Source organism: Myxococcales bacterium (assembly GCA_016703425.1).
Classification (GTDB): Bacteria; Myxococcota_A; Polyangia; order Polyangiales; family Polyangiaceae; genus JADJCA01.
This window is the reverse complement of sequence record JADJCA010000031.1, coordinates 204,672-227,775: the sequence shown is the minus strand read 5'-3', so window position 1 is coordinate 227,775 and position 23,104 is coordinate 204,672. Positions and strand designations below refer to the sequence as shown.

The window sequence follows — 23,104 nt, the reverse complement described above, 5'->3', positions numbered from 1 at the left end:
GACGCGCTGCGGCAATCACGCTTCGTTCATGAAGGGGTAACCGAGCGACGTCGGGGGGACGAAGGTCTCCTTGAGGACGCGAGGGGAGGCCCAGCGCAGCAAGTTGTACGCGCTGCCAGCCTTGTCGTTGGTGCCTGACGCGCGGCCGCCGCCGAAGGGTTGCTGGCCGACGACGGCGCCCGTCGGTTTGTCGTTGATGTAGAGGTTCCCGGCCGCCTGCCGGAGCGCGCGCGCCGCGCGGCTGAGGAACGCGCGGTCGCGCGCAAAGAGGGCACCGGTGAGCGCGTAGGGGCTCGTCGTGTCCACGAGGGTGAGCGCCGCGTCGACGTCCTTGTCGGCGTAAACGAAGACCGACAGCAGCGGTCCGAAGAGCTCCTCGTTCATCACGGCGTGCCTGGGATCGGTGACTTCCACGAGGGTGGGGCCGCAGAACCAGCCGTGCTCGCGGCTCCAACCGTCGGCCGCGAGGATGGTGGCGTTGGGGTCGCTCGCGAGGCGTGAGCGCCAGCCGTCGAGTCGAGTCCACGCGCGCTCGTTGATGACGGCGCCCATGAAATTGCGGAAGTCGTTGACGTCCCCTATTTTGATCGATGCGATGAGCGCCATGAGTCGCTCCTTGAGCGCCGGCCACAGGGAGCGGGGGACGTACGCGCGCGAGGCCGCGGAGCACTTCTGCCCCTGGTACTCGTACGCACCGCGAACGAGGGCGACGGCGAGCGCGTCGAGCTCGGCGGACGGGTGCGCGAAGACGAAATCCTTGCCGCCGGTCTCACCGACGACGCGCGGATAGGTGCGGTAGCTCGCGATGCGCTCGCCCACGGTCCGGCAGATCTGCTGGAACACGGCCGTCGAGCCCGTGAAGTGGACGCCCGCCAGAGCGCGGCTCTCGAGCGCCGCGCGCCCCACCGTGGCGCCATTGCCATAGACGACGTTGATCACACCGGGCGGAAGGCCCGCGGCCTCAAGGAGGCGCACAATGCAGGCCGCAGCCAAGCTCTGATCCTCGGCGGGCTTCCACAAGACGACATTGCCAAGCATCGCGGGCGCCGTGGGCAGGTTGCCCGCGATGGCCGTGAAGTTGAATGGCGTCACGGCGAGGACGAAGCCTTCAAGTGGCCTTAGCTCGAGGGCGTTCTGGATGCCCGGAGCCGAGACCGGTTGCTCCGTGAGGCGCGACGCAAAGTGCACGTTGAAGCGCAAGAAATCGATGAGCTCGCAGGCCGAGTCGATCTCAGCCTGGTAGGCGGTCTTGCTCTGACCGTGCATCGTGGCGGCGTTGAGCTCGGCTCGGTAAGGGCCTGCGAGCAGGTCTGCGGCGCGCAGGAAGATCCGCGCGCGCTCGTCGAAGGGCATCGCGGCCCACGCCGGCTGGGCCGCGAGCGCGTTGGTGATGGCTTCCTGGCAGAGTTCGGGCGTCGCGTGACGCGCGCGCGCGAGCACCTTGCGATGGTCGTGCGGTGCGCGCACGTCGAAGCGCTCGCCGTCGTGGCGCACTTGACCGCCGACGACGTGCCCGATCTCGAGCTCTTCTCCGCCGATGCGAGCAAGCGCACCCTTGAGCGCCGCCCGTTCGGGACTCCCCGGCGCATAGGAAAGAACAGGCTCGTTGGGCGGCAAGGGCAGGGGCGTGGGGCTGTCGAGCATGGCGCGGCAGCATACCTCTCGCCGAGCTCAGCGACCACCGGCCTCGCGGCATGGCGCGAGCTCCGCTTGCACGGCGGCGGCGAGCGTCGGGGACAGGCGAACGAGCGACTCGCCAGCCCGCCGCGCCTCGTCGCAATGGCCATCACGAGCCTTCGCCTGGAGGAGCGCCGCCCGCTCGGGGACGCGCAACGTCGCGTAGGGATCGGTCGCGTCGACGTAGGCCACGCGCAGCGCCGCGCCGCCAACGATCGTGAGCACCACGGCGAGGCGGAGCCATAGGCCTTGCTTGGACTCAGGCCGGCGAATCCACGTCGCAGCGACGAGGGCTCCGACGCCAGCGCCGCCGATATGCGCCGCGTTGTCGAAGCGCAAGAGAGCCCCAAGAAGAACGACTGTGCCGAGCGACCGGGCCATGCTCCGCGCGATGGGGCTTCGCCATCCTCCCGTTCGGATGCCGACGACGAGGAACGCGCCGAGAATGCCGCAGATGGCGCCCGACGCACCGGCGCTGAGGCGGTCCATGCCGCCGGCCCACGCCTGGCCGAGCTCGGAGCTCGCCGAGACGATGCCGCGCTCCGCCGCCGTCGTCATGAACGCGCCCCAAGCGGCGCTGGTCGCGCTGCCGGCCACGCCCGTGACGACGTAGAGCAACGCGAAGCGCCCGCTGCCGACGGTGGCCTCGACGAGAGGACCGAGCTGCCTCAACGCGACCATGTTGAACGCGATGTGTAGGACTCCGAAATGGAGAAAACAGGCCGTCACCAACGTCTCGAGACGCCACTCACGCACTGTTGCGGCGGCGTAGTTCGCGCCGAGGGTCATCATGACGTTCGTGGGCGGTGCCAGCAGCGCCTCGACGCTGCGCGCGAAGAACAACGTGAGCAGAAAGGCCGCGATGTTCGCCGCGAGGAGAGCCTTGACGACGGGCGCCGGCGGGCGCTTCTGGCTCGTTGTCGGGTCGCTTTCGTCGGCCATGGGGTGGAGCCGAGCTTAGCGAGCCGCGCCGCGGGCGGCGCCCAAATGCATCGCCGTTCGAGACGTTCATTCGCGCTACGGTAGCGGCGGCATGGAGCGAGGGCGCGACTACCTCGAGTTTTACCGCCTCGATGTGTCGCGCGCGTCGCGCCGCGTGCTGATCCCCGCGACGGCGCTCGTCGCTTTTGGGTCACTCTTCGTCTGCGTCGCCGCCGCTCGCATCCCCATCAGCGCTCCGCGGGGGACCGTTGGGCTCGTCGGGGCCGTCACGGTCCTCTTCGGGCTCGTCCTGGGCTTTGGCGGCATGGCGCGGCTTTTGGCCTACGACGGCTTCATCGGCTTCACGCGCGACGGCGTGCACGTGCGCGACGGGCGCCGCGACGAGTTCGTGGCGTGGGGCGACATCGAGTCCGTCACGGCCAGGGCGCTCGTCGCCAAGGGAGGCACGGTGCCGCTGCCGAGCGTCAGCGCGCCGGCGGGGGTCGACCTGACGAATCGCATTGACGCGCTCCGGCGTCGGGCACTGCACGGCTTGCTCCCGTAGCGTCCACGCACAACGCGAAATCCAACGCTTATTTGGCCCCGCCTAGGGGGGTCTGATAGCCGCGAAGCGTGGACCTTCTCGTCCGCCTATCCCTTGGCCTCCGAAAGACCGCGCGTCGCAGCGTCGGTCTCGTCGTGGTCGTGGGGCTCGGCGCCTTCATTGTCTTCGACGGGGCGACACAGCCCTTTGGCCCGACGCTCGGCGTCGCATGCGCGATTTGGCTCCTCTTCGTCGCAAGCCGCGTCAAGCTGAAGCTCTCGACGACGGGAGAGGCGCCGATGCTCACGGACGTCGAGCTCGGCCTCCTCTTGGCGCTCGCGTTGGAGGCGGCGCTCGTGCGCTTCGAGGGGACGCTGTCGGGGCCCTTTTCGCCAGCCGTCTACGTCCTCGTGGCGTTGGTCGCGGCCTTCTCCCGTCCCATCGCCGGGGCCGTAGTCGTGGCGGGCGTCGTCTTGCTCGAGGCCGTCATTCGTCGGTTCACGTTTCACGAGACGAGCCTCACGTCGCTGGCGCCGCACGCCGTCTTTGTGGCGGCCTTCGCCGTGCTCAACCTCTCCTTCCTTCGTGCCGAGGTGATGCGCACACGCGCGACGGCTCGCAAACAAGTCGAGGGTCGTCTAAAGCAGCTCAAGGAGGACGCGCGCAGCTACCGCCTCCTCGGTGCCGGCGGGACCGCGGCGACCGACGAAGGCTCCGAAGATCGGCTCGCGCGGGCCAGCGTCGAAGAGATCCACGAGTCGGTGCACTACGCGCTCGATCTCCTGCGCCGAACGCTCGACCTGCACACGGCGGTTCTCCTCTGGCTCAACGACGCGGGCACCCACTTTCGCATCAGCGAGCTGGCCACCGAGTCCGATGAAATCGTCGACGTGCCCATCGCCGTCGGCGATGGCGTCCTCGGCGCTGTCGCCTCGCGCCGCGACAAGTTGAGCCTCGCGAACCTCAAGCCCTCGTACAACGTCCCCTACTACTCGGGGCCATGCCCCGTGCGCGCGCTCTCGGCCTTGCCGGTGCTCGAGGGCGACACCCTTCGGGGCGTGCTCGTCATCGACCGGCACGAGAACGTCGCTTTCACGGCGCAGGAGGAGGAGCTCGCTGGCCAAGCCGTCCGTTACTGTCTCCGCGCCATCCAAAACGAGCGCGTGTTCGTGCAGCTCGAACGCGCCAAGGTCGAACAGGGCAAGCTCTACCGGGCCGCTCAGGCGCTGCAAGCGGCCTTGAGCGAAAAGGACGTGCTCGACGTCGGCGTAAAAGCCGCTCGCGAGATCGCGAGCTTCGATCTCGCCGCCGTGACAGTCTTCGACGAGGCGACGAGCAGCCACGAAGTCTGCGCCGCCGTCAGCGAGGATGGGGAGATCGACGGCCTCGTGGGCGCCCGCTTCCAGCACAACGCGGGTCTCGTTTCCATGGTGGTCCAGAATCGCTTTCCGTTGCCCTACAAGGGCGACTACGACCCGGCTCACCAGGTGGTCTTGAGCAAGCGGCACGGTTGGCCGAAGCTCCCGAGCCTCTTGGTCTTGCCCCTACTCCTGCACTCACGGCCGCTCGGAACGCTCATCCTCGGTTCGCGCCGTCGCCACGCCTTCGGCGACTCGGTGCGGGCGACGCTCGAGGTGCTCGCGAGCCACCTCGCCGTCAGCCTCGCGAACGCGCGCATGGTTCACAAGCTCGAGCAAATGGCGACGACCGACGGCATGACGGGCTTGCTCAACAAGCGCGCGATGCTCGAGAGCGCCGAACAGAAGGTGCAGGCCGCGGCGCGTTTCGGTCGCAAGCTGTCGGTGTTGATCACCGACATCGACTTCTTCAAGAAGGTCAACGACACCTACGGTCACGACGTGGGCGACCAAGTCATCCGCGGCCTCGGCGAAGTCCTGAAGCGGCAGAAGCGCACGACGGACGTCGTGGCGCGGTTTGGCGGCGAGGAGTTCGTCATCCTCTGCGAAGAGACGAGCGAGCAAGGTGCCATGCTGCTCGCCGAGCGCATTCGCGAGGAACTCGAGCGGACCGTCTTCCCGACGCCCAACGGCGGGCTCTCGGTCACGTGCTCCGTCGGCGTCGCGACGTTTCCCGAAGGGGGCAGCGACTGGAGCTCGCTCTTCAAGGCCGCCGACGAAGCGCTCTACGTCTCGAAGCGCTCCGGTCGCAATCGCTCGACGGCGTGGCATGCGCGCGCCGAGATCCGACCGAGCGGCGTGCAAGGACTCAAGGCGAGTCGTCCGAAGAAGGAAGTGGGCTGAGCGGCTCCCGCAGCGCTCGAGAAAACTGCGCGAGCCGCCTCGACAGCCGCCGCGACCGTGGCCATTGTTACGCCCATGTCGGACGCCAAAAAGCCAGACCCCATCGAAGATGTCCGCGAGGGCTTGGGCCTGCTCTTTCGCGCCGCCAAGAGCGTGATCAGCGAGCTGCCGACGCAGAAGATCGAGGAAACGGTCGTCACCGGCGTGAAGGAAGTCGGCCGCGCCGTCGAGACCGTGGCTTCGACCATCGAGCGCGAGGTCTTCGGGAAGAAGGCCGCAACGGCAGCGCCCGAACACCAGGCCGAGCCCCCGCCCGCTGGCCAGCCCGAGAGCCCGCCCCCCGCCGCGACGAACGCACAAGCAGCGCCAGCGGAGCCCACGGCGCCCGAGGGCGGCGTTCGCATCGCGGCTGACGACAAGAAACCCGAATAGTCGCGGGCCACTTCAGCAGGCTCTTACGGAGCCGTTTCACCGCGCGCCGAACCTGCGCCCGTGGCGGTACACGGCCGCGCTTGTCCCACGCTTACGTCGGTCGACGGTGCTCCTGGGCGTCTCAGCGAAAAGCGTGCACGTGCTGCGCGCCTGTCGTGAGATGGGCTACCTAAATGTGTGTAATGAAACAGATTTTTCCCATGCAAGGCGTCGCGTTCGTGCATGCTCAATGTTGGGCATTCTATGGTTCGAGCGCTGGCAATCGTGGGGGCGGTGATGGCGGTCGCGGGGGCCGGCTGCGTCCGGGCGCCCGACGCCCGGGTCCTCACGTCGATTGAGCGGGGCAAGTCTGGGGTCGTCGCGGTGGCCACCGTCCAAGAGGGCGGGCCCGGCAACGTGACCCTCTGCAGCGGCGCGCTTGTGGCCCCGAACCTCGTCTTGACCGCCCGCCACTGCGTATCCAAGGCCATCACCACGACGCCTTCGTGCGACGCCGACGGTCGGTCGCACAACGGGGCTCATGTTTCGGAGGATGAGGAGCCTGCGTCCATCGCGATCTACGTCGGCGATCAAGTTCGCGTCGACCGGGATGTCCCTCGCGCACGCGCCGTTCGCACCGTGCGTCCCGCCGGCAACGTGCTCTGCAACGCCGACGTCGCCTTCCTCGTGCTCGACCGCCCGCTCACCGACCTCCCCATCTTGACGATGCGCCTTGAGGCGACCGTCGAGTCTGGTGACGAAGTGCTCCCGGTCGGATTCGGTGGTGGCGAGAGCAACGCCATCGGGACGCGCAAAGCCCGCACGCGAAGCCCGGTCCTTGCTGTTGGGCCCGCCGCCAACGACGCTACCGGCGCGGTTCTCGGCCCAAGCGAGTTCGAAGTCGAAGTCGCCACGTGTCGCGGTGACTCGGGTGGGCCGGCGTTTGATCTGCGCACGGGTGACGTCGTCGGGGTCATCTCCCGGGGTGGCAGCTGCACGGCGAAGGGAAACCATGTCTACACGCGGGTCGACGCGTACGCCGGCCTCGCCGCAGCCGCCTTTCGCGCGGCCTCCCGCGCGGCCGAAGAATCGACGGCTCAGGCGGCGCGTCGGACGACCCACGTGGGCGAGTAGCTCGCGGACTCCGCCGGCTGCGCTCCGGCGCCGTTTCAGCGCGGCTTTGTACCGGTCATCAGCGTCGTGACGTGGCCGCCCGACGAGCAATAGCGGCCAGCCTTGATGGCCACGAGGACGCGCCTGCGGTGCTCCGTGGCAAGGGCCCAAAGCTTCGGGAGCTCCTCGCGCTCGCCGCCGCCTGCAAGGAAGTATCGCTCCGTGTCGGGACGCCGCCAAAGCGCGTGCCCCTCCTCAAGGAACTGCGTGGTCTCCGCGATGAGCGCGCGCTGCGCGGGAGACTCGTAGGGCGGCGCGAGCAAGGCTGGACGGTCGCCCTGAAAGCTCTCGAGAGCCCCGAAGCCGGCTTCCACAAGCAGGGAAGGGAGGCGCACAGCGAGCGAGTTGTCTCCCTCGCCGAGCGCGCGTTTGCCAGCCTCGCAGAGCAACTGGAAGCGGAAGAGGTCGACGACCTCTCGATGTTCGAAGCCATTTTCCCGCGCGTCGTGCCCGATGCTCGTGGCGAGGTTGTCGGGTTCGACAACAAGAACGCGGCCGCCCGGGGCGAGGACCCGCATCATCTCGCGGAGCGCGCCCGCCGGGTCGGCGAGGTGAATCAGGAGGGTCTGGCAAGTGACCAGGTCGAAGACGCCATCGTGGAACGGGAGCGCGAGGGCGTCGCCGAGGCGAAACGACGCGCGCGCGCCCAGCGGCGTCCGGCTCGTACGGAGCGTGGCCTCTTTGAGCGAGGTGGCCTCACGGTCGACGCCGAAAAGGCGCGCCTCCGGAGCGAGCGTCGCGCCGAGGGCTCGACTCCAATGGCCGAAGCCGCATCCGACATCGAGCACCATGCGCGCGCTCGCGAGGTCGAGGCGTCGCGCGATCAACGCCAGAAAATCGCCATTCCACCAAAAATCCCGGGCGTCGCCGAAGTAATCTTCCGAGTGCACGCGCGGACGGTCCCCGTTCCGAACATCATCCGTCGTGTGCGTCATCGGCCCAGCGTACCCTGGCCCGCGCCCGCCAAGAAGCCTGGCACTTTGGTCGCTTTGTGGCCCAGAGCCCTCACGAGGCACTAGCGGAACGCTGCCTTTCTGGGCACTCTGGCGCTTGGGGCTCTTCGTTCGGGAGCTTCGGAGCCAGGCTTCGTGAGAACCGTCTACCTCAGCCTCGCCGTCCTCCTACTGCTCGTCACGGCCGGGCCGCGCGCCTTCGCGCAAGGCCAGCCGCTCGCCAACGCCGAGGCGATGCAGCTCGCCCGCGACGCCGTCAGCGCCGGTCGCGAAGGGCAATGGGACGCCTGCATCGCAAAGGACCGCGCGTCCCTCGAGCTCGAAGACAACGCCCGCACGCGGCTCCACCTCGCGGCGTGCCTCGACAAGGCCGGCAAGCTCCTCGATGCGCTCAAGAATGCCAGCGAAGCCCTCAAGAAGGGGCTCGCGACGAACGACGAGCTGCTCATGAAGGTCGCGCGTGAACGCGTGATGAGCATCACCGGGAACCCCGAGCTCAACATTCCCGCGCGCATCGCGAAGGTCACCTTCGTGCCGCCGACCAACGTGACCGACCTCAAGGTCACCTTCGACGACCGTCCCGTCGATCAAGCGAACCTCACCAAGAAGTTCTCTGTCGACCCCGGCAAACACACGGTCAAGGCCGAAGGAACGACCAACAAGCTGCCGCTCACCTACGAGGAGACCTTCGAGGTGAAAGAGGGCGAGGTCCGCTCCGTCGAGATTCGCCTCAACGCGCCGGTCGCGCCGGGCGTCCTCACGCAGCCGCAGATCGTGTGTCTCATGAACGCGAAGACGCAGAAGGAGATCGCCGAGTGTCTCCCGCAAGACGTCCGAACGCTCGTGGCGAGGGCCGCCATGGAGGTGGCGGGCTACAGCGACTCGACCAACGTTCACGTGCTCTCGCCAGCGGTGCGCGCGTCGTTCAACTCGCCGACGTCCGGCTGGAACGTCGGCGCGAACTACCTCATCGACTTCGTGACGGCCGCCAGTCCCGACATCGTGTCGACGGCATCGCGTCGCTATCGAGAGCGGCGCCACGTGGTAGGGCTCACCGGCGGCTACAAGCCGGCCAACGTCGGCGGACAGGTCTACGGCAACCTCTCCACGGAGCCCGACTACCTGTCGCTTTCCGGCGGCGGCGCCATCACCGTCGACCTCAAAGACAAGCTCATTACGCCGCGCCTCGGCTTTACCCATACGAGCGACACCATCGGCCGCAGCGACACGCCCTTTGATGCGTGGAGCCGCAAGCTCAACATCGAGGAGATCGAGGCCAGCACCACCTTTGTCCTCACGCCCACGTCCATCGTGCTGATCGGCGCGACGTTGGCCTTCGAGCGGGGCGACCAATCGAAGCCCTATCGCTTCGTGCCGACGTTCACGCCGCAGTTCGCGCCGCGAATTCCCGTGGGCGCGTCAACGGACCTCGTGAACGTCTACCGCGCGCCGCCGCGACCGGCGGAGCAACTCCCCACGGAGCGCGACCGCTACTCCGTCGGGTTTCGGTTCGCAAAACGCTTCTCGAGCGCGACGGCTCGCATCGAGGAGCGCATCTACACCGACTCCTGGGGGCTGCTCGCTAGCTCCACCGACGGTCGGCTCATGGTGGACGCCACGCGCACGCTTCGCATCTGGCCCCACGGGCGCGTGCACGTGCAGTCGGGGACGAGCTTCCACAAGCTCGCCTACAACTTCGAGCTGAGCGGTCAGCAAGTGCTCCTGCCCACGTTTCGCACCACCGACCGCGAGCTCGCTCCCCTGCGCAGCTTCACCGGCGGATTGGGGGCGCGGCTCGCGCTGAGTCCGCCGGAGGCCACCACGCAGTTCGGCATCACGGTCACAGGCGATGCCATGTACACGCAATACCTCCAGTCGCTCTTCGTGACGGCTCGAACGGCCCTCTACGGCGCCATCGGCCTCGACGCCGAATTTTGAGAGCCGCGGGCGTCGGCGAGCGCTCAGCCCTTCTTGGGCAGGGCGAGGCCGAGTTCTTTCATGACCGACTGGAGATCCTCCCAAGCTTCACGCTTGGACTCCGCCTGGTTCGCGCTCGGTCGCAAGAGGTACGACGGATGATAGGTCGGCATGACGAGGGTGGTGCCCTTGTAGAGCTTCCACTGTCCGCGCAGCTTCGTGATGCCCAGCGTCGTGCCGAGGAGCGTGCCCGCGGCCGTGTTCCCCAAGGCGACGATCACCTTTGGTGCAACCATGTCGAGCTGCTCATGAAGGTACGGAATGCAGGTCTCCGTCTCGTCGGGGGTCGGGCGTCGATTGCCCGGCGGGCGGCACTTGATGATGTTGCACACGTACACGTCGCGCTCCGGCGACAGCCCCATGGCACCGATCATCTTGTCCAAGAGTTGCCCCGCGCGACCGACGAAGGGCAGGCCTTCGGCGTCCTCGTCGGCACCCGGCGCTTCGCCGACGAAGCAGAGCTTGGCGGACGGGTTACCGCGCGCGAACACGGTGTTCGTGCGCGTCGCGCCTAGGCCGCACTTCTGGCAGCTCGCCACCGCGGCTTGAATGACCTCGAGGGGGCGCCGCTCGGCTGGCGCCGCGACCGCCGCCGCCGCGTGCGAGACCGTGGCCCCGCTCGCGGTGGCCGCGGTCGCGTGCGGCGCCTCGGGGAGCGTTGTCGCGCCGGTCGGTGCCGCGGGCGGCGTCGCCTTGGGCGCTGCCGTGGCATCACCCTTCAGTCTGCGCGGAAACCCGAAGCCGCCGACGTCGCCATGCCACTCGAGGTACGCGCGAAGGCTCGCAGCCAGATCAGCGAGCGCGGCGCGATCGTCGGAGGATGTCATCGCTCGAAGCGTACGCGAAAGGGCTTCGTCTGCGAGGGGATGGGCGTGCCTTCGCGATCGAGGCCCGGCTGAAAGCTCTCGCGCATGGCGCAGCGCCGCGCCGCGAGACCGAAGCCGTGGCCCGGATCTTTCACGATGTCGACGCGCGCCGCCTTGCCGTCGGGGCCGACGGCCACTTGGATGGTGACGAGCGCCTGATCGATCTGCTCGCTGTCGGCCTCACTCGGCCAGAAGGAGGAGCAGTTCCAGTCGGTGGACCCGAGGAGCCCTGCCTGGCGTGACTTGTCGACGGCGGGCGCCGCGGGGGCCGGTGCCGTCCCCGTGCCGCCGGGGGTGCCGCCGACCTGCGCCGCGCGATTCGTCACCGCCGTCTTGCTCGTGCCCTTGGCCTCGGTGATGCCCCCCGCGTAGGAGTCTGCGTTTCCGCTGACGAAGCCGCCGCCAGTGAGATCCACCGGGTCGTTGGGATCCGGCTCTTGTGTCATCACCTTGCCGGCTTGCGCCGGCGCCGGCGGAGGGGGCGGTGGCTCGGAGGCCTTGGCCACTGGCGGAGGAGCCGGCGCGGGCTTGTCTTCTTTGACCTCAGCGGGCGGCGGAGGCGGCGGCTCCGGTGGCTTGTTGAGCTCCACCTCGTAGAGGTCTTGCAGCCGCGCCGCGACGCGATCGCGAACGAGCCGTGACCACTCGCGTAGCTCGATTGACATGGTCAGCGCCTGGGCGGCGAGCGCGGCGTGCAAGAGAAGGGCGACGATGGTGACGGCGACGAGCGTGGAGCCGCTCGAGCGGCCGCCCATCGCGAGGACGCGATCGAGCGGATCTTCGCCGTCACCCACGCGGATGGGCTCGTACGCGACGCCGTTGGTTTCCGCGCCCATAGCCCTCAATGATTACCGCTGCGGGGCGCCGGGGCCAGTGGGGGCGACGACCGACGGGAGCGCCCCGCCAGGGGCCGGGGCAATCGGGCTGACGCCGAAGGCGATTTTCGAGATCTGCGCTTGCTTGAGGAGATCGAGCACCTTGATGACCCGGCCATGGGCGACGGCGCTGTCGGCTTTGATCACGGCGCGAAGTTCGGGGTTCTTGGACCGTGCTTCGCGCGCGAAGGCGAGGATGGCGTCGTCGTTCGGAACGCTCTTTGAGTCGACCTGCGTCTGGCCGTCGGCGGCCAAGACCACGCTGAAAACGACCTGCACTTCGCTGCCCGTCGCGGCTTTCGGCAAATCGAGCGGGACCGACTGCGAAACGATGAGCTTCGCCGTCACCATGAAGATGATGAGGAGCACGAGGACGATGTCGACCAACGGCGTGACGTTGATCTCCGTAATGGCGTCGTCGCCGCCTTCGCGGGCGCCGCCAGCCATTAGTTTCGCTCCTCGTCACCGTCGCGGGCTGGGCGCTTGCTCTCTGGGCGCGCCTTGCCTGCTCCGGCGCCTTCGGCGGCGGGCGTCTCGGCTTTCAGGTGAGCCATTAGCACGTGCGAAAGGGCATCGGTGTTCGCGAGCGTGGTCTTCACGATGCGTTGGAACGCGTTGAAGGCGGCGACGGCCGGGATCGCGACGAGGAGTCCGACGGCCGTGGCGACGAGCGCCTCGGCGATGTTGGTCATGACGGCCTGAGGCGCGATCTGGCTCGCGGCCGCGGCGGCGCCTGCTTGTGGCGCGCCCCCCCCGGCCTTGCTGAGCTCTTCGAAGGCGCCGACGATGCCGATGACCGTGCCCAAGAGACCAATAAACGGCGCGTTGTTGTCGAGCGTGCCTAGGAAGGCGAGGCGTCGCTCGAGTTTGAGCTTCTGGAGCGCGCTGGCCCCGGCCATCGCTTCTTCGGCAGCGGAGGCCCCGAGATCCGATTCAACGACGCCCGCCATGACGACCGCCGCTTCAGCGCTCGGCGATGCCTCGAGTCGCTTCTTCGCGCCTTCGTAGTCGTTGGCGCGCAAGAGGCGACCAAGCTCGCGCATCAGTGTCGCGATGTCGTCGCGGAGCGACCAGTAGAGCCAAGCGCGCTCGAGCATGATCGCGAGCGAAACCACACTCAGGAGGAGCATCAGCCAGAGGACCCAGGTCGCGCCGGCGCCGACCATGGCGTTCTTCACCCGTTCAATCATGTTCATGAAGAGAGCTCCGTGCTGGACATCTGGCTTGGCTGGCTGGCGGGCGGCCGGTCGTCGGTCCGATCCTCGGTAAGGTCCGCGATAGCGTGACTCAGAACTGTCGTGGCGTAGGCGCCACTGGGTAGCACAAACTGAACGCGGAGGGCGTTCGTATGTTCCCGAAAGGTTTGAAGGTCCGACACGATCTGCCGAAGCGGACGGCGCGTCCCTTCACCGAGCGTCGCGTGGCGGCTGAAGAATTCGGTGGCATCGGCGATTTTGAGCGTTTCGAGCGCTTCTCGGATGACCCGGTCTTCGATCGCGCGGGCTGCACCCTCCGGGAAACGCATCTTCTCGCCGATCATGGGGCCGGTGGCTGAAACGGAAAGCTCATCCGCGCGGAGTTGGTCAATTGCCGCGTCAGTGCAGAGGAAGATGCCGCCCGAGTCGTGCTTCACCAGGATGTCGCCGGGCAGAACCCCGGCCCAGGAGCCGTCGGCGATGCGCAGTTCGAGCACGCGGTTGAAGATGCTCGACTGCCAGGCCGAAAACAGGAAACGGCGCGCCTTTGGATCGCGGGGACCGCGGTCGTCTCCGCGCAGCCAAGCTTGGGCCCGTGCGATGTTGCTCTGACCGTGCCCAAAGCGTTGCGACCCAAAGGCATTGGGGACGCCCTTCTTGGCGATCTCGGAAAACCGGCGCTCGGCGCCGTCGACGTCGTCGATGTCTCGAACGACGACCGTGAACCGGTTGCCTCGCAGATGGCCGGTCTTCAGCTTGTTCTTGTGCCACGCCGCCTCGAGGAGCTCAAAGCCCGGGATCACCAGATCGCGGAGGCGCGCCTCCAGCTCCGGTCGACGCGGAACCGAGACTGTCTGCGTGGTCACCGCGACCTTGTCCTTCAGTCCCGCGACGCCGATGTCTCGTGACTGGACGTTGAGGCCGCGCGCGAGGGCCGTGACGATCTCGTCTGTGGTGCGGCCGCGCTTACGGAAGCGCACGAAGAGGTGGTCGCCTTCGCCCGAGGGGGCGTAGGCGGGAATCTCGTCAACGAGGAAGTCCTCGGGGGTGCTCTTGAAGGTCGCCACGGGCCGGTGCCGTACCACGGTCACACGGGCGCGCGTGAATCTCGCTGTCAGTTGCCGCCGCCGCCGCCGCCGCCGCCGCCGCCACCGCCACCGCCACCGCCACGGCGCGGCCGGCAGATGCTGAAGCCGAGGCCGCCCGGGGCCTCGCGACAACGTGTTCCCTGGGGGCACTCCGCGTCGCTCGCGCACAGCACCACGTTGCTCGGAGGTATGCCGGGCCCACCGCCCGGTCCGCCGCCTGGCCCACCACCGCCGCCGCCGCATTGGGCCTTCGGCACGCAGCTCGCCGCCTGATCCTGAAGATCGAAGCAGCACACATTGCCTGAGCCGCAGCTTGCTCCGCTCGAACAAGACAGCGGGACCCCCGCGCAGCTTCCGTTCTTGGCTACGCAGGAAGCGCCCTGCTGCGTGACGCAGCAGTCTTGTGTCGCGCTGTTGCACTTGGTGCCATCGCAGTCGATGACCGAGGGCGCCCCGGCGTCGACGGGCGTCGACAGGCCGGGCGAAGTCGAGCCGGGCGAGCCCGGGCTGGCCCCAGCCCCCCCGCCGCTGCTTGAGCCACTCCCGGTCGCGCCGCCCGAGCCCGACCCGCCGCCCGTGCTTATCAAACCGCCGTCGATGCTGCCGGTCGCGCCGACGGGCAGGTCATCGAGCTGCACGCTCCCGCCGCACGCGGTCAAGAGGGCCCCCGCAGCGAGCGCGCCCACGTTGAGAGCTCGGGCGCGGACGAGTCGGGTCCAACCCCAAGACAACCGAGGCGACAACTGAACCTTCATGCCTTGTTCAGTAGCCGAGGGGGCCGCGGCGTCTGCGTCTCGTTGGGGTCCCCTCGCAGGCGAGCCCCGCCGAGCGGCCGCGCGCCTGGAAAAAGCCGGCGAATCAGCCTTCGCCGGGCTCGATCTCGTGCGCCATCACGTCACGGGGACTCCGGTAATGTTGCTGGGGCGAATACGCGAGGAGGTTGGAGACGCGCGAGGTGTAGAGGCAAGCGTACTCCTCGACCTGCGCGCCAAAGCTCGACTGTTCGTTGCCTTCTTTGAGCAGTGAGCCCCAAAAATTGTGGAAGCGAGCGTCCACCCGTCGGGCGCGGATCTCGATCTCGGCGTCAACCTGGCGCAGGCGGCCCCGCACCTGATCGACGGCGCGCTTCGCTCTGAGGCGTTCGGCTTCAAGCTCCACAAGTGGCGTCGAGGCCGACTTGCCGTTGGCCACGCGCAAGGAGCTGTCGCTCGGTCGGTCGCGCAGCGCATCGAGGTTGGTCACCGAAGGAGCGTCGGCGAGCGAGCTCGAGCGCCCGCCGATGGCTCGAGAAACCTCCTTGAAGCGGCCTTGGTAGAACCGGAGCTCGTCTTCAAGCCGCTCCCGCTGGTCTTCGAGCTCTTGGATGCGTTCGGAGTCTTCCCGGCACGACTCGTACGCCGAGATCTCCGTCGCGAGCTCCTGCATGATCATGACCGTGCGCCACGCGCTGTCCTTCTTGGACCGCAAGATGTCGCCGTAGATGTGGTCGCCGACGTAGAGCACCTGATCGCCGGACACGCCCAGCGCGCGCTCGAAGTCGGGCAGGTTGCCGCCCTGGTAGACTTTGCCTCGCTCGAGCGGGAACGTGGCCGGCCTCGAGGCGACGCCGTCGATTTCGAGCAGCGGCCTGCGCTCTTGGAAGAACGCGGGCTTCGTCGCCGCCACAACCACGACGTCGAAGAAGTTTCGCCACGACGGGTATTCGCTCATGGCGCCGCCGAGCAGGTAGTTCATCATCCGATCGGTGTACGACCAGCGAGAGTTTGTGAGCAGAAACAGCTTCTTTCCCGCGCTGCGAAGCTTGTGAAGCGTAGGCGCAAGCTCGTCGTCACGCTTCACGAAGCGCGGCAGGTCCGACGCGACGGCATCGAGAATCGTTCCGTCGCGGTGCGCCTCGTCGATGCACTCGCGGATGTCCGAGAAGGCTCGCGCGAAGTCGATGGCGTGGCCTCGCTTCTCGAGGGCGTCCACGAGGGCTGCGTAGAGCGACGCTTCGCTAAGGGCGTAGAGCGTATCGATCCAGTGGTAGCGCGGCGTTGCGGGGCGGATTTTCTTCGAGTGATAGAGCGCCCGGATCTCGTCCTTCGACAGCTCGCGAAACCCGGCGAAAGCCCTTACAGACGTGCTTGGGCGGTCCATCTTGAGGATGTGGCCGTAGCGCTTGTCAATGAGCAGGCCGCGCACGGGGAAGTGCAGCGCGTGAGGGACCTCGGCGATGAAATCCGGATACCCACGACCAATGAGCTTCTTGATCGTCGCCTCGATGCTGAGGCGGTCCATCTCAGGCTGGTCGTAGATCGCCAGCGTGTAGTCCATGTCGAAGCCGGCCCGCGATCTGCGACATGCGGAGGTCGCGGTTGCAGAAGACGCGCTGGGCGCGCGCGATCCCGGGGCCGGCGCCGCGGGAGAGGAATTCGTCGAGCGGGAGAGCGAGCTGCTCTAGAGACGGTTCGCTCGGAGCGGGCTCGGGCTCGCGCGTGTCGGGGGTCGATTCCTCGGAGCTCAACGTGTTCGGGCGCCCTCACGAAGGAGATGGGTGCGGCGGAAGGCGAGCCGTCAGCTTATCCCAAATCTTGCTCGACGACGGAATCGGAGGCCAAGGCGGAGGGCCGCGATCGACGCCCCCCGCAGCGGGCGAGCCGTATTTCTTATCTGGTTTTCAATCGTTGCTGCCCGTCGTGCGCCTTGAATCTCAGGAGCGTGACGCGCCGCGTATCCCACCTAAGTGAGGTTCGGAGCGAAGAAAAATGGGCCTCTTGAGCAAAAGTCGAGTACCGATTTCCCACTATGCGAACGAGCTATCGAGTGGCCCAAAAGTCCCCCGCCCGGAAGGCTCCCCAGCGCGACATCAAGACGCGCGGCAAGGGCGCCCCGATTCGTCGCGAACTGGCCCTCGCCATGGTCGACGCGCTCGGCGACATCCTCCGCTACGAGCAAGACATGAAGGCGCGTCGCTCCGCCTGAGTCGTCCGCAGCCACGTCGCGTTGTCGCGAGCCGCAGCCCTACTGGGCGCGGCTCGCTTTGTTTTGTGCGGTGCACCGGCTCCGGCCGGCCTGCCGGCTCAAGCCGTGAATTGGCGAGCTGGCGGCCAGGCGTGGCTGCATGCAGAAAGAATCGCGGCGCCCAGGGCCGGGGGGAAGCCCCGAGCGCCGCGTTGTGAACTAATGCACCTGCCGGGCCAACGGCCGCCGGTCGCGATCTCACGCGGTTGCCGAGGCCATGCGTGCAGAACTGCAAGGACGAGTTGCGCAGAGGTTTCAGCTGTGAAATCGGGCCTACGAAATCGGCCTATGAGAGGCGCATCCGCAGCAGGCCGCCCTCGAGAAACGCGAATAGGCTGTTGACGACGACTTCCTCGGGCATCGCCCACTCGCGGAGCACGAGTTGGTAGAGAAGCTCCTTCAGCGAGCCGAGAGTCATGCAGGCAAGGAGCGAGACGTCACCGGGCACAATGAGGCCCAGCGCCTGACCGTCGGCGAGGCTTTCGGCGAGCAGCTTCGCGATCTCGTCCGTAAACGAGTGGAGCTTGCGGTCGAACGCCTCGTCCACGCCGAGCGCACCCGTAAGCAGAATCTTAGTGGTGGCGCGATCGTCCAGTAAGATTCGGACGATACGCCGGATGTTCTCACGTACTTGATCGGCTACGGAGCGCGCCGAATCTTGAGGATCTACGCGAAGGATCGCCATCGCGATTCGCGCGAGCGTTCGATCGACAATCTCCTCAAAGACCGTGCGCTTGTCTTCGAAGTAGAGATAAAACGTCCCACGGGCAACGCCCGCCGCGGAGACGATGTCTTCGATCTTGGTCGCGTGGTAGCCGCGCCGCGCGAAGACGTCTCGCGCGTGGTTCAGCAGTCGCTGTCGCCGTTCGGTCTTGTCCACAAAAGCCGTTCGCCCAGCCCGCGGTTCCGCGGACTGGGCGACACGTAACACGACTGCTGTCACGTCAGCAGCGTCGTCAGCAAGTCGTCACTTGATGATCGTACCGCCACCCGCCCCGGTGCCGCCGACATCGCCCAGGCCGAGGTCGAGGTCGCCGAAGAACATGTGGCGGTCGGTGCACGCCTGGCATCCGAGGCCGTCGAAGGAGCCCGGTGCGGCGACCGCGAGGCCTCCGCCGATGGGCAGTTGAGCACCGACGCCGGTGCCGCCCGCGGCGCCCGCTCCGCCGGCGCCGCTCGTTCCGTCGCCCGAGCCCGTCGCGCCGCCCGCCCCGCCACCAGCCGGGGTCCCCGGCGACGCCGAGTTGGACCCAGCGCCGAAGCCGAAGCCGCCCGCGCTCCCGCCGGCACCGGCGCTACCGCCGAGGCCGAACCCGTCGGCCGAGCCGCCGGCGCCCGCCCCGAAGCCGAAGCCGCCGGGACCGGAGCCAGCGCCGAAGCCGAAGCCGCCGATGGTGCCCGGTGAGCCGCTCGCACCGCCCGCAGTGCCGGCTCCGTTACCAGCGCCCGAGCCGCTGCCGGAGCCGCCCGCCGCACCGCCGCCCACCGTGCCCGGCGAACCGCTCGTGCCGCCCGCCGCACCGGTCCCGCCGCCGGCGCTGCCGCCCGCGCCCGTTCCGGAGCCGCCCCCGCCAGGCGTGCCCGGCGAGCCTGAACCGCCTCCAGCGCCGGTTCCCCCTGTACCCGCGACCCCGGGCGCGCCCGCCCCGCCGCCGCCCGTCACGCCCGACCCGTCCCGTGACGACGGAAGGCAGTTGCCATAGCAGATGCCGATCCATTCGCCGCGGTTGCTGAAGCCGCTGCCGACGCCGCCGCTCGAGCCGATGAACGCCGCGCCTGACGAGCCGCCCGCCGAGCCGGACGGAGCGCCTGCGCCACCGCCCGCGATCGTCCCGGGCCCGCCGGAGCTTCCTCCAGTGCTGCCCGCGCCGCCCGCTCCGCCGGTGCTGCCACCGGCTCCGCCCGCGCCGCCCGCGCCGACCGTGCCGGGCGCGCCGCTGGAACCGCCGACGCCAATCAGGTGGCCGTTGCCGCCGTTGCCGTCGCAGTACTGGCCGCCGGTGTTGGAGATCGGCGTTCCGCCGCTGCCGGCGCCGCCGCCGTTGCCGGTGCCCGCAGAGCCGCTCGCCCCGCCAGCCGCGCCGGTTCCACCGCCCGTGCCCCCGCCCGTTCCGCCGCCCGCACCACCACCCGTGCCGCCGCCCGTGCCGCCGGCCGAGCCGCCGCCGGTCGTTCCGCCGCTGCCGGTGGAGCCGCCCGTTCCAGTACCCGTACCGGTGTTGTTGCCGGCGTCGCCGCGCGAGCCTTCGGCGTCACGCTTCGAGTTGGGGCAGTCGGGACCGTGCTCCAAGCAGACGCCCGAGCCGCTCTGGTAGCAAGCGACGCCGGCCGACACCGCCGCCATCTTCGTGTAGCAAGTGGCCCGGCCGACGAGCCAGCTTCCCACCACGTCGGTACGCGTCGCGTAGAGCGTCCCTGTCTCGACGCCCTGCGCGTGAACGATGCCCAGAATGGTCCGGCCGTCGGCCGACATGAGCGCGCCACCCGTATCGATCTTCTCGCCCTTCGCGATTTTCATCGCGTAGTGGTTCGCGAACCCCGTCGCCTTGCCCGACGTCGCGGAGGTCGTCACGCCCTCGAACTCCCCGTTCACGCGACGCATGCGGACCGCCGACGCCGCGTCCACGCCCTTGGCCGCGATGCTCGGGTACTCACGAAGTTGAATCGGCGCGTCGAGGATCACGACCGCGAGGTCGTGCAACTGAGGTTGCGCGAGCGTCGTGTTCTGCCAGTCGAAGGCGTACGCGCGGCTGGCCGTGGCGCTGACTTGCGCCTTGGGCGACATGACGCGCCACGAAGCCTTGCCCACGACGCAGTGCGCCGCCGTGAGGGCGCGCGTTGGCGTGATCAAGACGGCCGAGCACTTCCCAGCGGCAGACCCGTCGGCCTTGAAGAGCGAGAGCTCAACATGCGCCGACTGGATGGAGTCGTCCTTCGAGCCATCTGCAGAGCAGGCGGCGAGAAGGGCAATCGTTCCGATGGCGCTCGCGGGGAGAAGGAGCTGGCGGCGTCGACGCATGGTGCCTCGCAAAGGGGGGGTGAGGGGAGATCGCTTGTGTCGGGAGGGCAGGCCCGACGCCGCTCAACGTGCACGGAGGGGGCCAACGGGGCTGGGGACCCACTTGTTCGCACCGGATGGAAATTCACACCACGGGTCGTCGCCTGGGGGCGACGAATCATTCGCGATCCTCCCCACTTCCGTGCAAGTCCGCGGGCATCATAGGAATTCCGGTGAGACCAGTTTTTCGACCAGTGGGTGGATCGCGGCGGTGGATCAATGTTCACCCACAGCGACATTTCATCCTCAGCCCAATCCGGGCTCCCGTTACCGCCCCGTCAGAAACCTGCGTTGGGACCGCCAAGTGCAGCATGGTCTTGTTCGTGCACTTCGCGCCCTAGCCCAAATGCACAACCCTCCCGCAAACCCTGCCGCCCTGCCGAGCGCGCCGCATCTGGATCAACGTCGAGCGCAGCGCGGGCTGGCAGCGGTGCCCTCGGTCGTGGTGATCGGTGCGCTCGTGGCGGGGCTCGTCGCATGCAGCGGCGGCGGGCCAGAGGAGAGCGTCTTTGCGCCGGCGCCGGAGCGGCAAGCGGAGTCGGGGCCGGCGGCGAGCTTCGACCCCGGCGCGACGCAGGGGCCCAAGTGCGAGATGGCCGCCGTGGACGCGTTCAAGCCCGCCGTCGCCAAGCCCGCGAAGCTCGCCCAGAACGCGTGCAGCGCGGCGGAGCTCTCCGGCTTCTTCGACGCGTGCCTCGCCGGCGCGGTTGACCAACGCAAGTGCGACGACTTCAAGGCAGCCCATGGGAAGTGCGCTGCGTGCGTGGAGTCGACGGAGGCCGACGCCCAGCAGGGCCCCATCGTCTGGCGCGCGAATCGCGCGTACTTCACGGTCAACATCCCCGGTTGCATTGCGGCCGTCGCGAACGACATGGCGCCGACCGGCTGCGGGTACGCCTACGAGGCGGCACTCCAATGCCAGCGCGCCGCCTGCAGCTCCTGCATCGGCGGAGGGACCGTCTCGTTTCAGCCGTTCTCCGATTGCCAGAAGTCCGCGGCCGGCTCCGTGTGCAAGTCGGCCGTGAGCGAGCAATTGTCGGCGTGCGGGAACATCAAGGTCGGCGCGCCTGGAGGCGATTGCCTGCCGCCGTCCGGATCGAGCGCGCCCAAGGACGCGTACCTCGTCGTGGCGCCCAAGTTCTGCGGGCCCGGCTGACCTACGCCCCCGGCGTTACGCCGGCCTGCGGCTACGCCTTGAGGACGCCGTTCTTCTTAAACCACGCGGTGAGCTTTCGCCAACCGTCTTCGGCTGCGTCCTTGGCGTAGCTCGGCCGGTAATCGGCGTGGAAGGCGTGCCCTGCCTCCGGATAAACGTGGATGTCGGAAGCCGACTTCGCGTCGCGGAGCGCGGCCTTCATCTTCTCGACGGCCTCGAGGGGAATGCCTTGATCCTTGCCGCCGTAGAGACCGAGCACCGGCACCTTCAAATCCTTGGCGACGTCGAGCGGATGTTTCGGCTGGTTGCCGGTGACGTCGCTCGTGAGGCGGCCGTACCAGGCGACGCCGGCGCGCACCCTCGGGTTGTGCGCGGCGTAGAGCCAGGTGATGCGCCCGCCCCAGCAGAAGCCCGTGATGCCGATGACGGGGTCGGGCGCGACGGGCTTGTTCTTCTCCGACGTGCTCGGTGCCTTCAGCTTGCCCGACGTCATGGCCCACGCGACGGCGGCGTCGAGGTCGCTCATGACCTGTGCGTCCGATACCTTCGACACGACCTCCTTGATGATGCCTTGGATGTCGCTCATCTTGCTGACGTCGGCGTGGCGCACGAAGAGCTCCGGCGCGATGGCCATGGCTCCGAGCTTGGCGAAGCGCCGGCAGACGTCCTTGATGTACTCGTGGACGCCGAAGATCTCTTGCACCACGAGCACGAGAGGAAAGGGCCCCTTTCCGTCGGGCATGGCCACGAACGCTGGCATCGGGCCGTTCGTGGTCTTGAGCTGCACGACTTGCGTGGAAAGGCCCTTGTCGTCGGTGCGGATCGCGTCGGCCCGGACCGGTTGGACGGCGAGCGCGAAGCCTGCGGTCAGCGAAGACGAGACGAACGTGCGGCGCGAGAGGTCAATCATGGGGCGCTTATAGCGCGATCCAGGCTGGCGACGCAGCGTCGCCCCAGTGGGGCGCGCTGAGGGATCACTCGCCGAGGATGCGCCCGCCTTCGAGCCACACGCGCACGTGACCGTAGTTGCCGCCCCTTGCGGCGAGCGAGCGTCGCGCCCTCTCCAAGGTCTGCGTGGCGTCTGCCCCGGGCCGCGTCGCGCGCTCCCATGCGCGGAGGTGCTCGGTCGAGCCGGGAATCGTCGGAGAGGTGCCGCGGTACGCCCAAATGGTGCGCGCCTGGGGAAAGATGTCGCGGTAGGTTTGGAACAGCCAGGTGCCGTCGTTGATGCTGCGCGCGGTATTGCACGCCGAGATGGCGAGGTGCTCGACGGCCCCGAGCGCCCGTGGGTAGAGCCGCTGAAGCAAGGGGAGCGTGTCAAACTGGAGCGTCGCGTCGTCGGGCGCTTCGCCCGTGAGGCCGAGGCCGCCGCTGTGCCCTGAGAAGACGACGCGGCGAATGCGGATGCGACCCTGGTCGGCGTCGCGAAGCAACATCACGAGCTGCGCCAGTTCGTCCCGACCCGTCGCCGGCGCGTAACGGAGGAAGCGGAGGAGCCAGTCGCGGGCGCTCGCGTCGATGGCCCCGAGTGACGCGACGAAGGCGTCGCGCCCTTCGTCCGTTGTGAGATCGACGATCGCGTCGCCGATGGATGCGGTGGCGTTGGGCTTGCGCCCCGTCGCGAGGATGAGCGGCGCTTCGGCGCCGAGCCCGCCTGTCTCGTGCGCGATGGAAGCGGAGTTGACGCCGAGATAGAGCACCGCGTCGGCGGTGGTCGTTAGCGCAGCCTCGTCATCATCCTCGAGCTCATCGGACGGGGCGTCGCCCGCCGGCGCCGCGCAGGCGACGAGCATCAGCGCGAGCAGGGCGGAGAAGGTTCTTACGACGGAGCGCGTGGTGCGAGCGAAGGGGGTCGAGGTCATGCCCGCGATCAATTCACGCGCAGTGCCATCGTCGTTCGCCGTCGCCGAACCTGGTCGGGCGCCCCGGTCCGGCACCGCGAGAC

20 protein-coding genes and 1 pseudogene are annotated in these 23,104 nt (G+C 68.3%); 7 read left to right on the top strand and 14 right to left on the bottom strand.

All coding sequences use genetic code 11. The annotated features are described in order from the left end of the window. Positions 1 to 15: 15 nt before the first annotated feature. Together pruA and IPG50_39385 are read right to left on the bottom strand one after the other, a co-directional pair. The gene (gene pruA, locus IPG50_39390; GenBank protein ID MBK6698207.1) at positions 16 to 1,644 is read right to left on the bottom strand and encodes an L-glutamate gamma-semialdehyde dehydrogenase; all 1,629 of its coding nucleotides are present in this window, start codon (positions 1,642 to 1,644) and stop codon (positions 16 to 18) included. Positions 1,645 to 1,671: 27 nt separating this feature from the next. Next, positions 1,672 to 2,619, bottom strand: coding sequence for a rhomboid family intramembrane serine protease (locus tag IPG50_39385; GenBank protein MBK6698206.1), 948 nt, complete (start codon positions 2,617 to 2,619; stop codon positions 1,672 to 1,674). A gap of 91 nt (positions 2,620 to 2,710) precedes the next feature. Here IPG50_39385 and IPG50_39380 point away from each other — a divergent pair, with 91 nt between their 5' ends. The 4 genes from IPG50_39380 to IPG50_39365 all read left to right on the top strand — a co-directional run bounded on the left by IPG50_39380 (position 2,711) and on the right by IPG50_39365 (position 6,948). Next, positions 2,711 to 3,163, top strand: coding sequence for a hypothetical protein (locus tag IPG50_39380; GenBank protein ID MBK6698205.1), 453 nt, complete (start codon positions 2,711 to 2,713; stop codon positions 3,161 to 3,163). A gap of 68 nt (positions 3,164 to 3,231) precedes the next feature. After that, positions 3,232 to 5,403 (top strand): diguanylate cyclase, encoded by a 2,172-nt coding sequence (locus tag IPG50_39375; protein ID MBK6698204.1) that lies wholly within the window; start codon positions 3,232 to 3,234, stop codon positions 5,401 to 5,403. A 75-nt stretch (positions 5,404 to 5,478) separates the two neighbouring features. Next, a complete protein-coding gene (locus IPG50_39370; protein ID MBK6698203.1) occupies positions 5,479 to 5,835 on the top strand; it encodes a hypothetical protein in 357 nt (118 codons plus the stop codon). 243 nt (positions 5,836 to 6,078) lie between these two features. After that, positions 6,079 to 6,948, top strand: coding sequence for a trypsin-like serine protease (locus IPG50_39365; GenBank protein MBK6698202.1), 870 nt, complete (start codon positions 6,079 to 6,081; stop codon positions 6,946 to 6,948). A gap of 35 nt (positions 6,949 to 6,983) precedes the next feature. On the opposite strand, the gene IPG50_39360 is transcribed toward IPG50_39365, so the two are convergent. Continuing rightward, complete coding sequence (locus tag IPG50_39360) at positions 6,984 to 7,877, bottom strand: methyltransferase domain-containing protein (protein ID MBK6698201.1); 894 nt, start codon at positions 7,875 to 7,877, stop codon at positions 6,984 to 6,986. A 198-nt stretch (positions 7,878 to 8,075) separates the two neighbouring features. On the opposite strand from IPG50_39360, the gene IPG50_39355 reads away from it, so the two are divergent. Next, positions 8,076 to 9,878 carry a DUF3570 domain-containing protein gene (locus IPG50_39355; protein ID MBK6698200.1) on the top strand — a complete coding sequence of 601 codons (1,803 nt, stop codon included), beginning with the start codon at positions 8,076 to 8,078 and terminating at the stop codon, positions 9,876 to 9,878. Between the two features lie 23 nt (positions 9,879 to 9,901). Here the strand turns inward: IPG50_39355 and IPG50_39350 are convergent, their stop codons facing one another. From IPG50_39350 to IPG50_39320, 7 genes and pseudogenes are all read right to left on the bottom strand, one after another. Then, a complete protein-coding gene (locus tag IPG50_39350; GenBank protein MBK6698199.1) occupies positions 9,902 to 10,744 on the bottom strand; it encodes a uracil-DNA glycosylase in 843 nt (280 codons plus the stop codon). Then, a complete protein-coding gene (locus IPG50_39345; GenBank protein ID MBK6698198.1) occupies positions 10,741 to 11,619 on the bottom strand; it encodes an energy transducer TonB in 879 nt (292 codons plus the stop codon). Before IPG50_39345 ends, IPG50_39350 begins: the two co-directional genes overlap by 4 nt. A gap of 12 nt (positions 11,620 to 11,631) precedes the next feature. Next, positions 11,632 to 12,105 (bottom strand): biopolymer transporter ExbD, encoded by a 474-nt coding sequence (locus IPG50_39340; protein ID MBK6698197.1) that lies wholly within the window; start codon positions 12,103 to 12,105, stop codon positions 11,632 to 11,634. Next, positions 12,105 to 12,854: a MotA/TolQ/ExbB proton channel family protein gene (locus IPG50_39335; protein MBK6698196.1), complete on the bottom strand. Its 750-nt coding sequence runs from the start codon at positions 12,852 to 12,854 to the stop codon at positions 12,105 to 12,107. Before IPG50_39335 ends, IPG50_39340 begins: the two co-directional genes overlap by 1 nt. After that, positions 12,851 to 14,074: a tRNA pseudouridine(13) synthase TruD gene (locus tag IPG50_39330; GenBank protein ID MBK6698195.1), complete on the bottom strand. Its 1,224-nt coding sequence runs from the start codon at positions 14,072 to 14,074 to the stop codon at positions 12,851 to 12,853. The genes IPG50_39335 and IPG50_39330 overlap by 4 nt, the downstream gene beginning before the upstream one ends. Further along, positions 13,969 to 14,697 (bottom strand): hypothetical protein, encoded by a 729-nt coding sequence (locus tag IPG50_39325; GenBank protein MBK6698194.1) that lies wholly within the window; start codon positions 14,695 to 14,697, stop codon positions 13,969 to 13,971. Before IPG50_39325 ends, IPG50_39330 begins: the two co-directional genes overlap by 106 nt. Positions 14,698 to 14,800: 103 nt before the next feature. Further along, positions 14,801 to 16,286 (bottom strand): annotated as a pseudogene (locus tag IPG50_39320) (HAD-IG family 5'-nucleotidase). A 461-nt stretch (positions 16,287 to 16,747) separates the two neighbouring features. Between IPG50_39320 and IPG50_39315 the strand changes: the two are divergent. Continuing rightward, entirely contained in the window at positions 16,748 to 16,906 is a 159-nt protein-coding gene (locus IPG50_39315; protein ID MBK6698193.1) for a hypothetical protein, read from the top strand. Positions 16,907 to 17,231: 325 nt separating this feature from the next. Here the strand turns inward: IPG50_39315 and IPG50_39310 are convergent, their stop codons facing one another. Next, positions 17,232 to 17,825 carry a TetR/AcrR family transcriptional regulator gene (locus IPG50_39310; protein ID MBK6698192.1) on the bottom strand — a complete coding sequence of 198 codons (594 nt, stop codon included), beginning with the start codon at positions 17,823 to 17,825 and terminating at the stop codon, positions 17,232 to 17,234. Between the two features lie 87 nt (positions 17,826 to 17,912). Further along, on the bottom strand, positions 17,913 to 19,964 hold the full coding sequence (locus IPG50_39305; protein MBK6698191.1) for a hypothetical protein: 2,052 nt from the start codon (positions 19,962 to 19,964) through the stop codon (positions 17,913 to 17,915). A 469-nt stretch (positions 19,965 to 20,433) separates the two neighbouring features. Between IPG50_39305 and IPG50_39300 the strand changes: the two genes are divergently transcribed. Further along, positions 20,434 to 21,159 carry a hypothetical protein gene (locus IPG50_39300; protein MBK6698190.1) on the top strand — a complete coding sequence of 242 codons (726 nt, stop codon included), beginning with the start codon at positions 20,434 to 20,436 and terminating at the stop codon, positions 21,157 to 21,159. A gap of 31 nt (positions 21,160 to 21,190) precedes the next feature. On the opposite strand, the gene IPG50_39295 is transcribed toward IPG50_39300, so the two are convergent. Further along, the gene (locus IPG50_39295; protein ID MBK6698189.1) at positions 21,191 to 22,069 is read right to left on the bottom strand and encodes a dienelactone hydrolase family protein; all 879 of its coding nucleotides are present in this window, start codon (positions 22,067 to 22,069) and stop codon (positions 21,191 to 21,193) included. 64 nt (positions 22,070 to 22,133) lie between these two features. Further along, positions 22,134 to 23,021 (bottom strand): hypothetical protein, encoded by an 888-nt coding sequence (locus IPG50_39290; GenBank protein ID MBK6698188.1) that lies wholly within the window; start codon positions 23,019 to 23,021, stop codon positions 22,134 to 22,136. Positions 23,022 to 23,104: the final 83 nt, after the last annotated feature.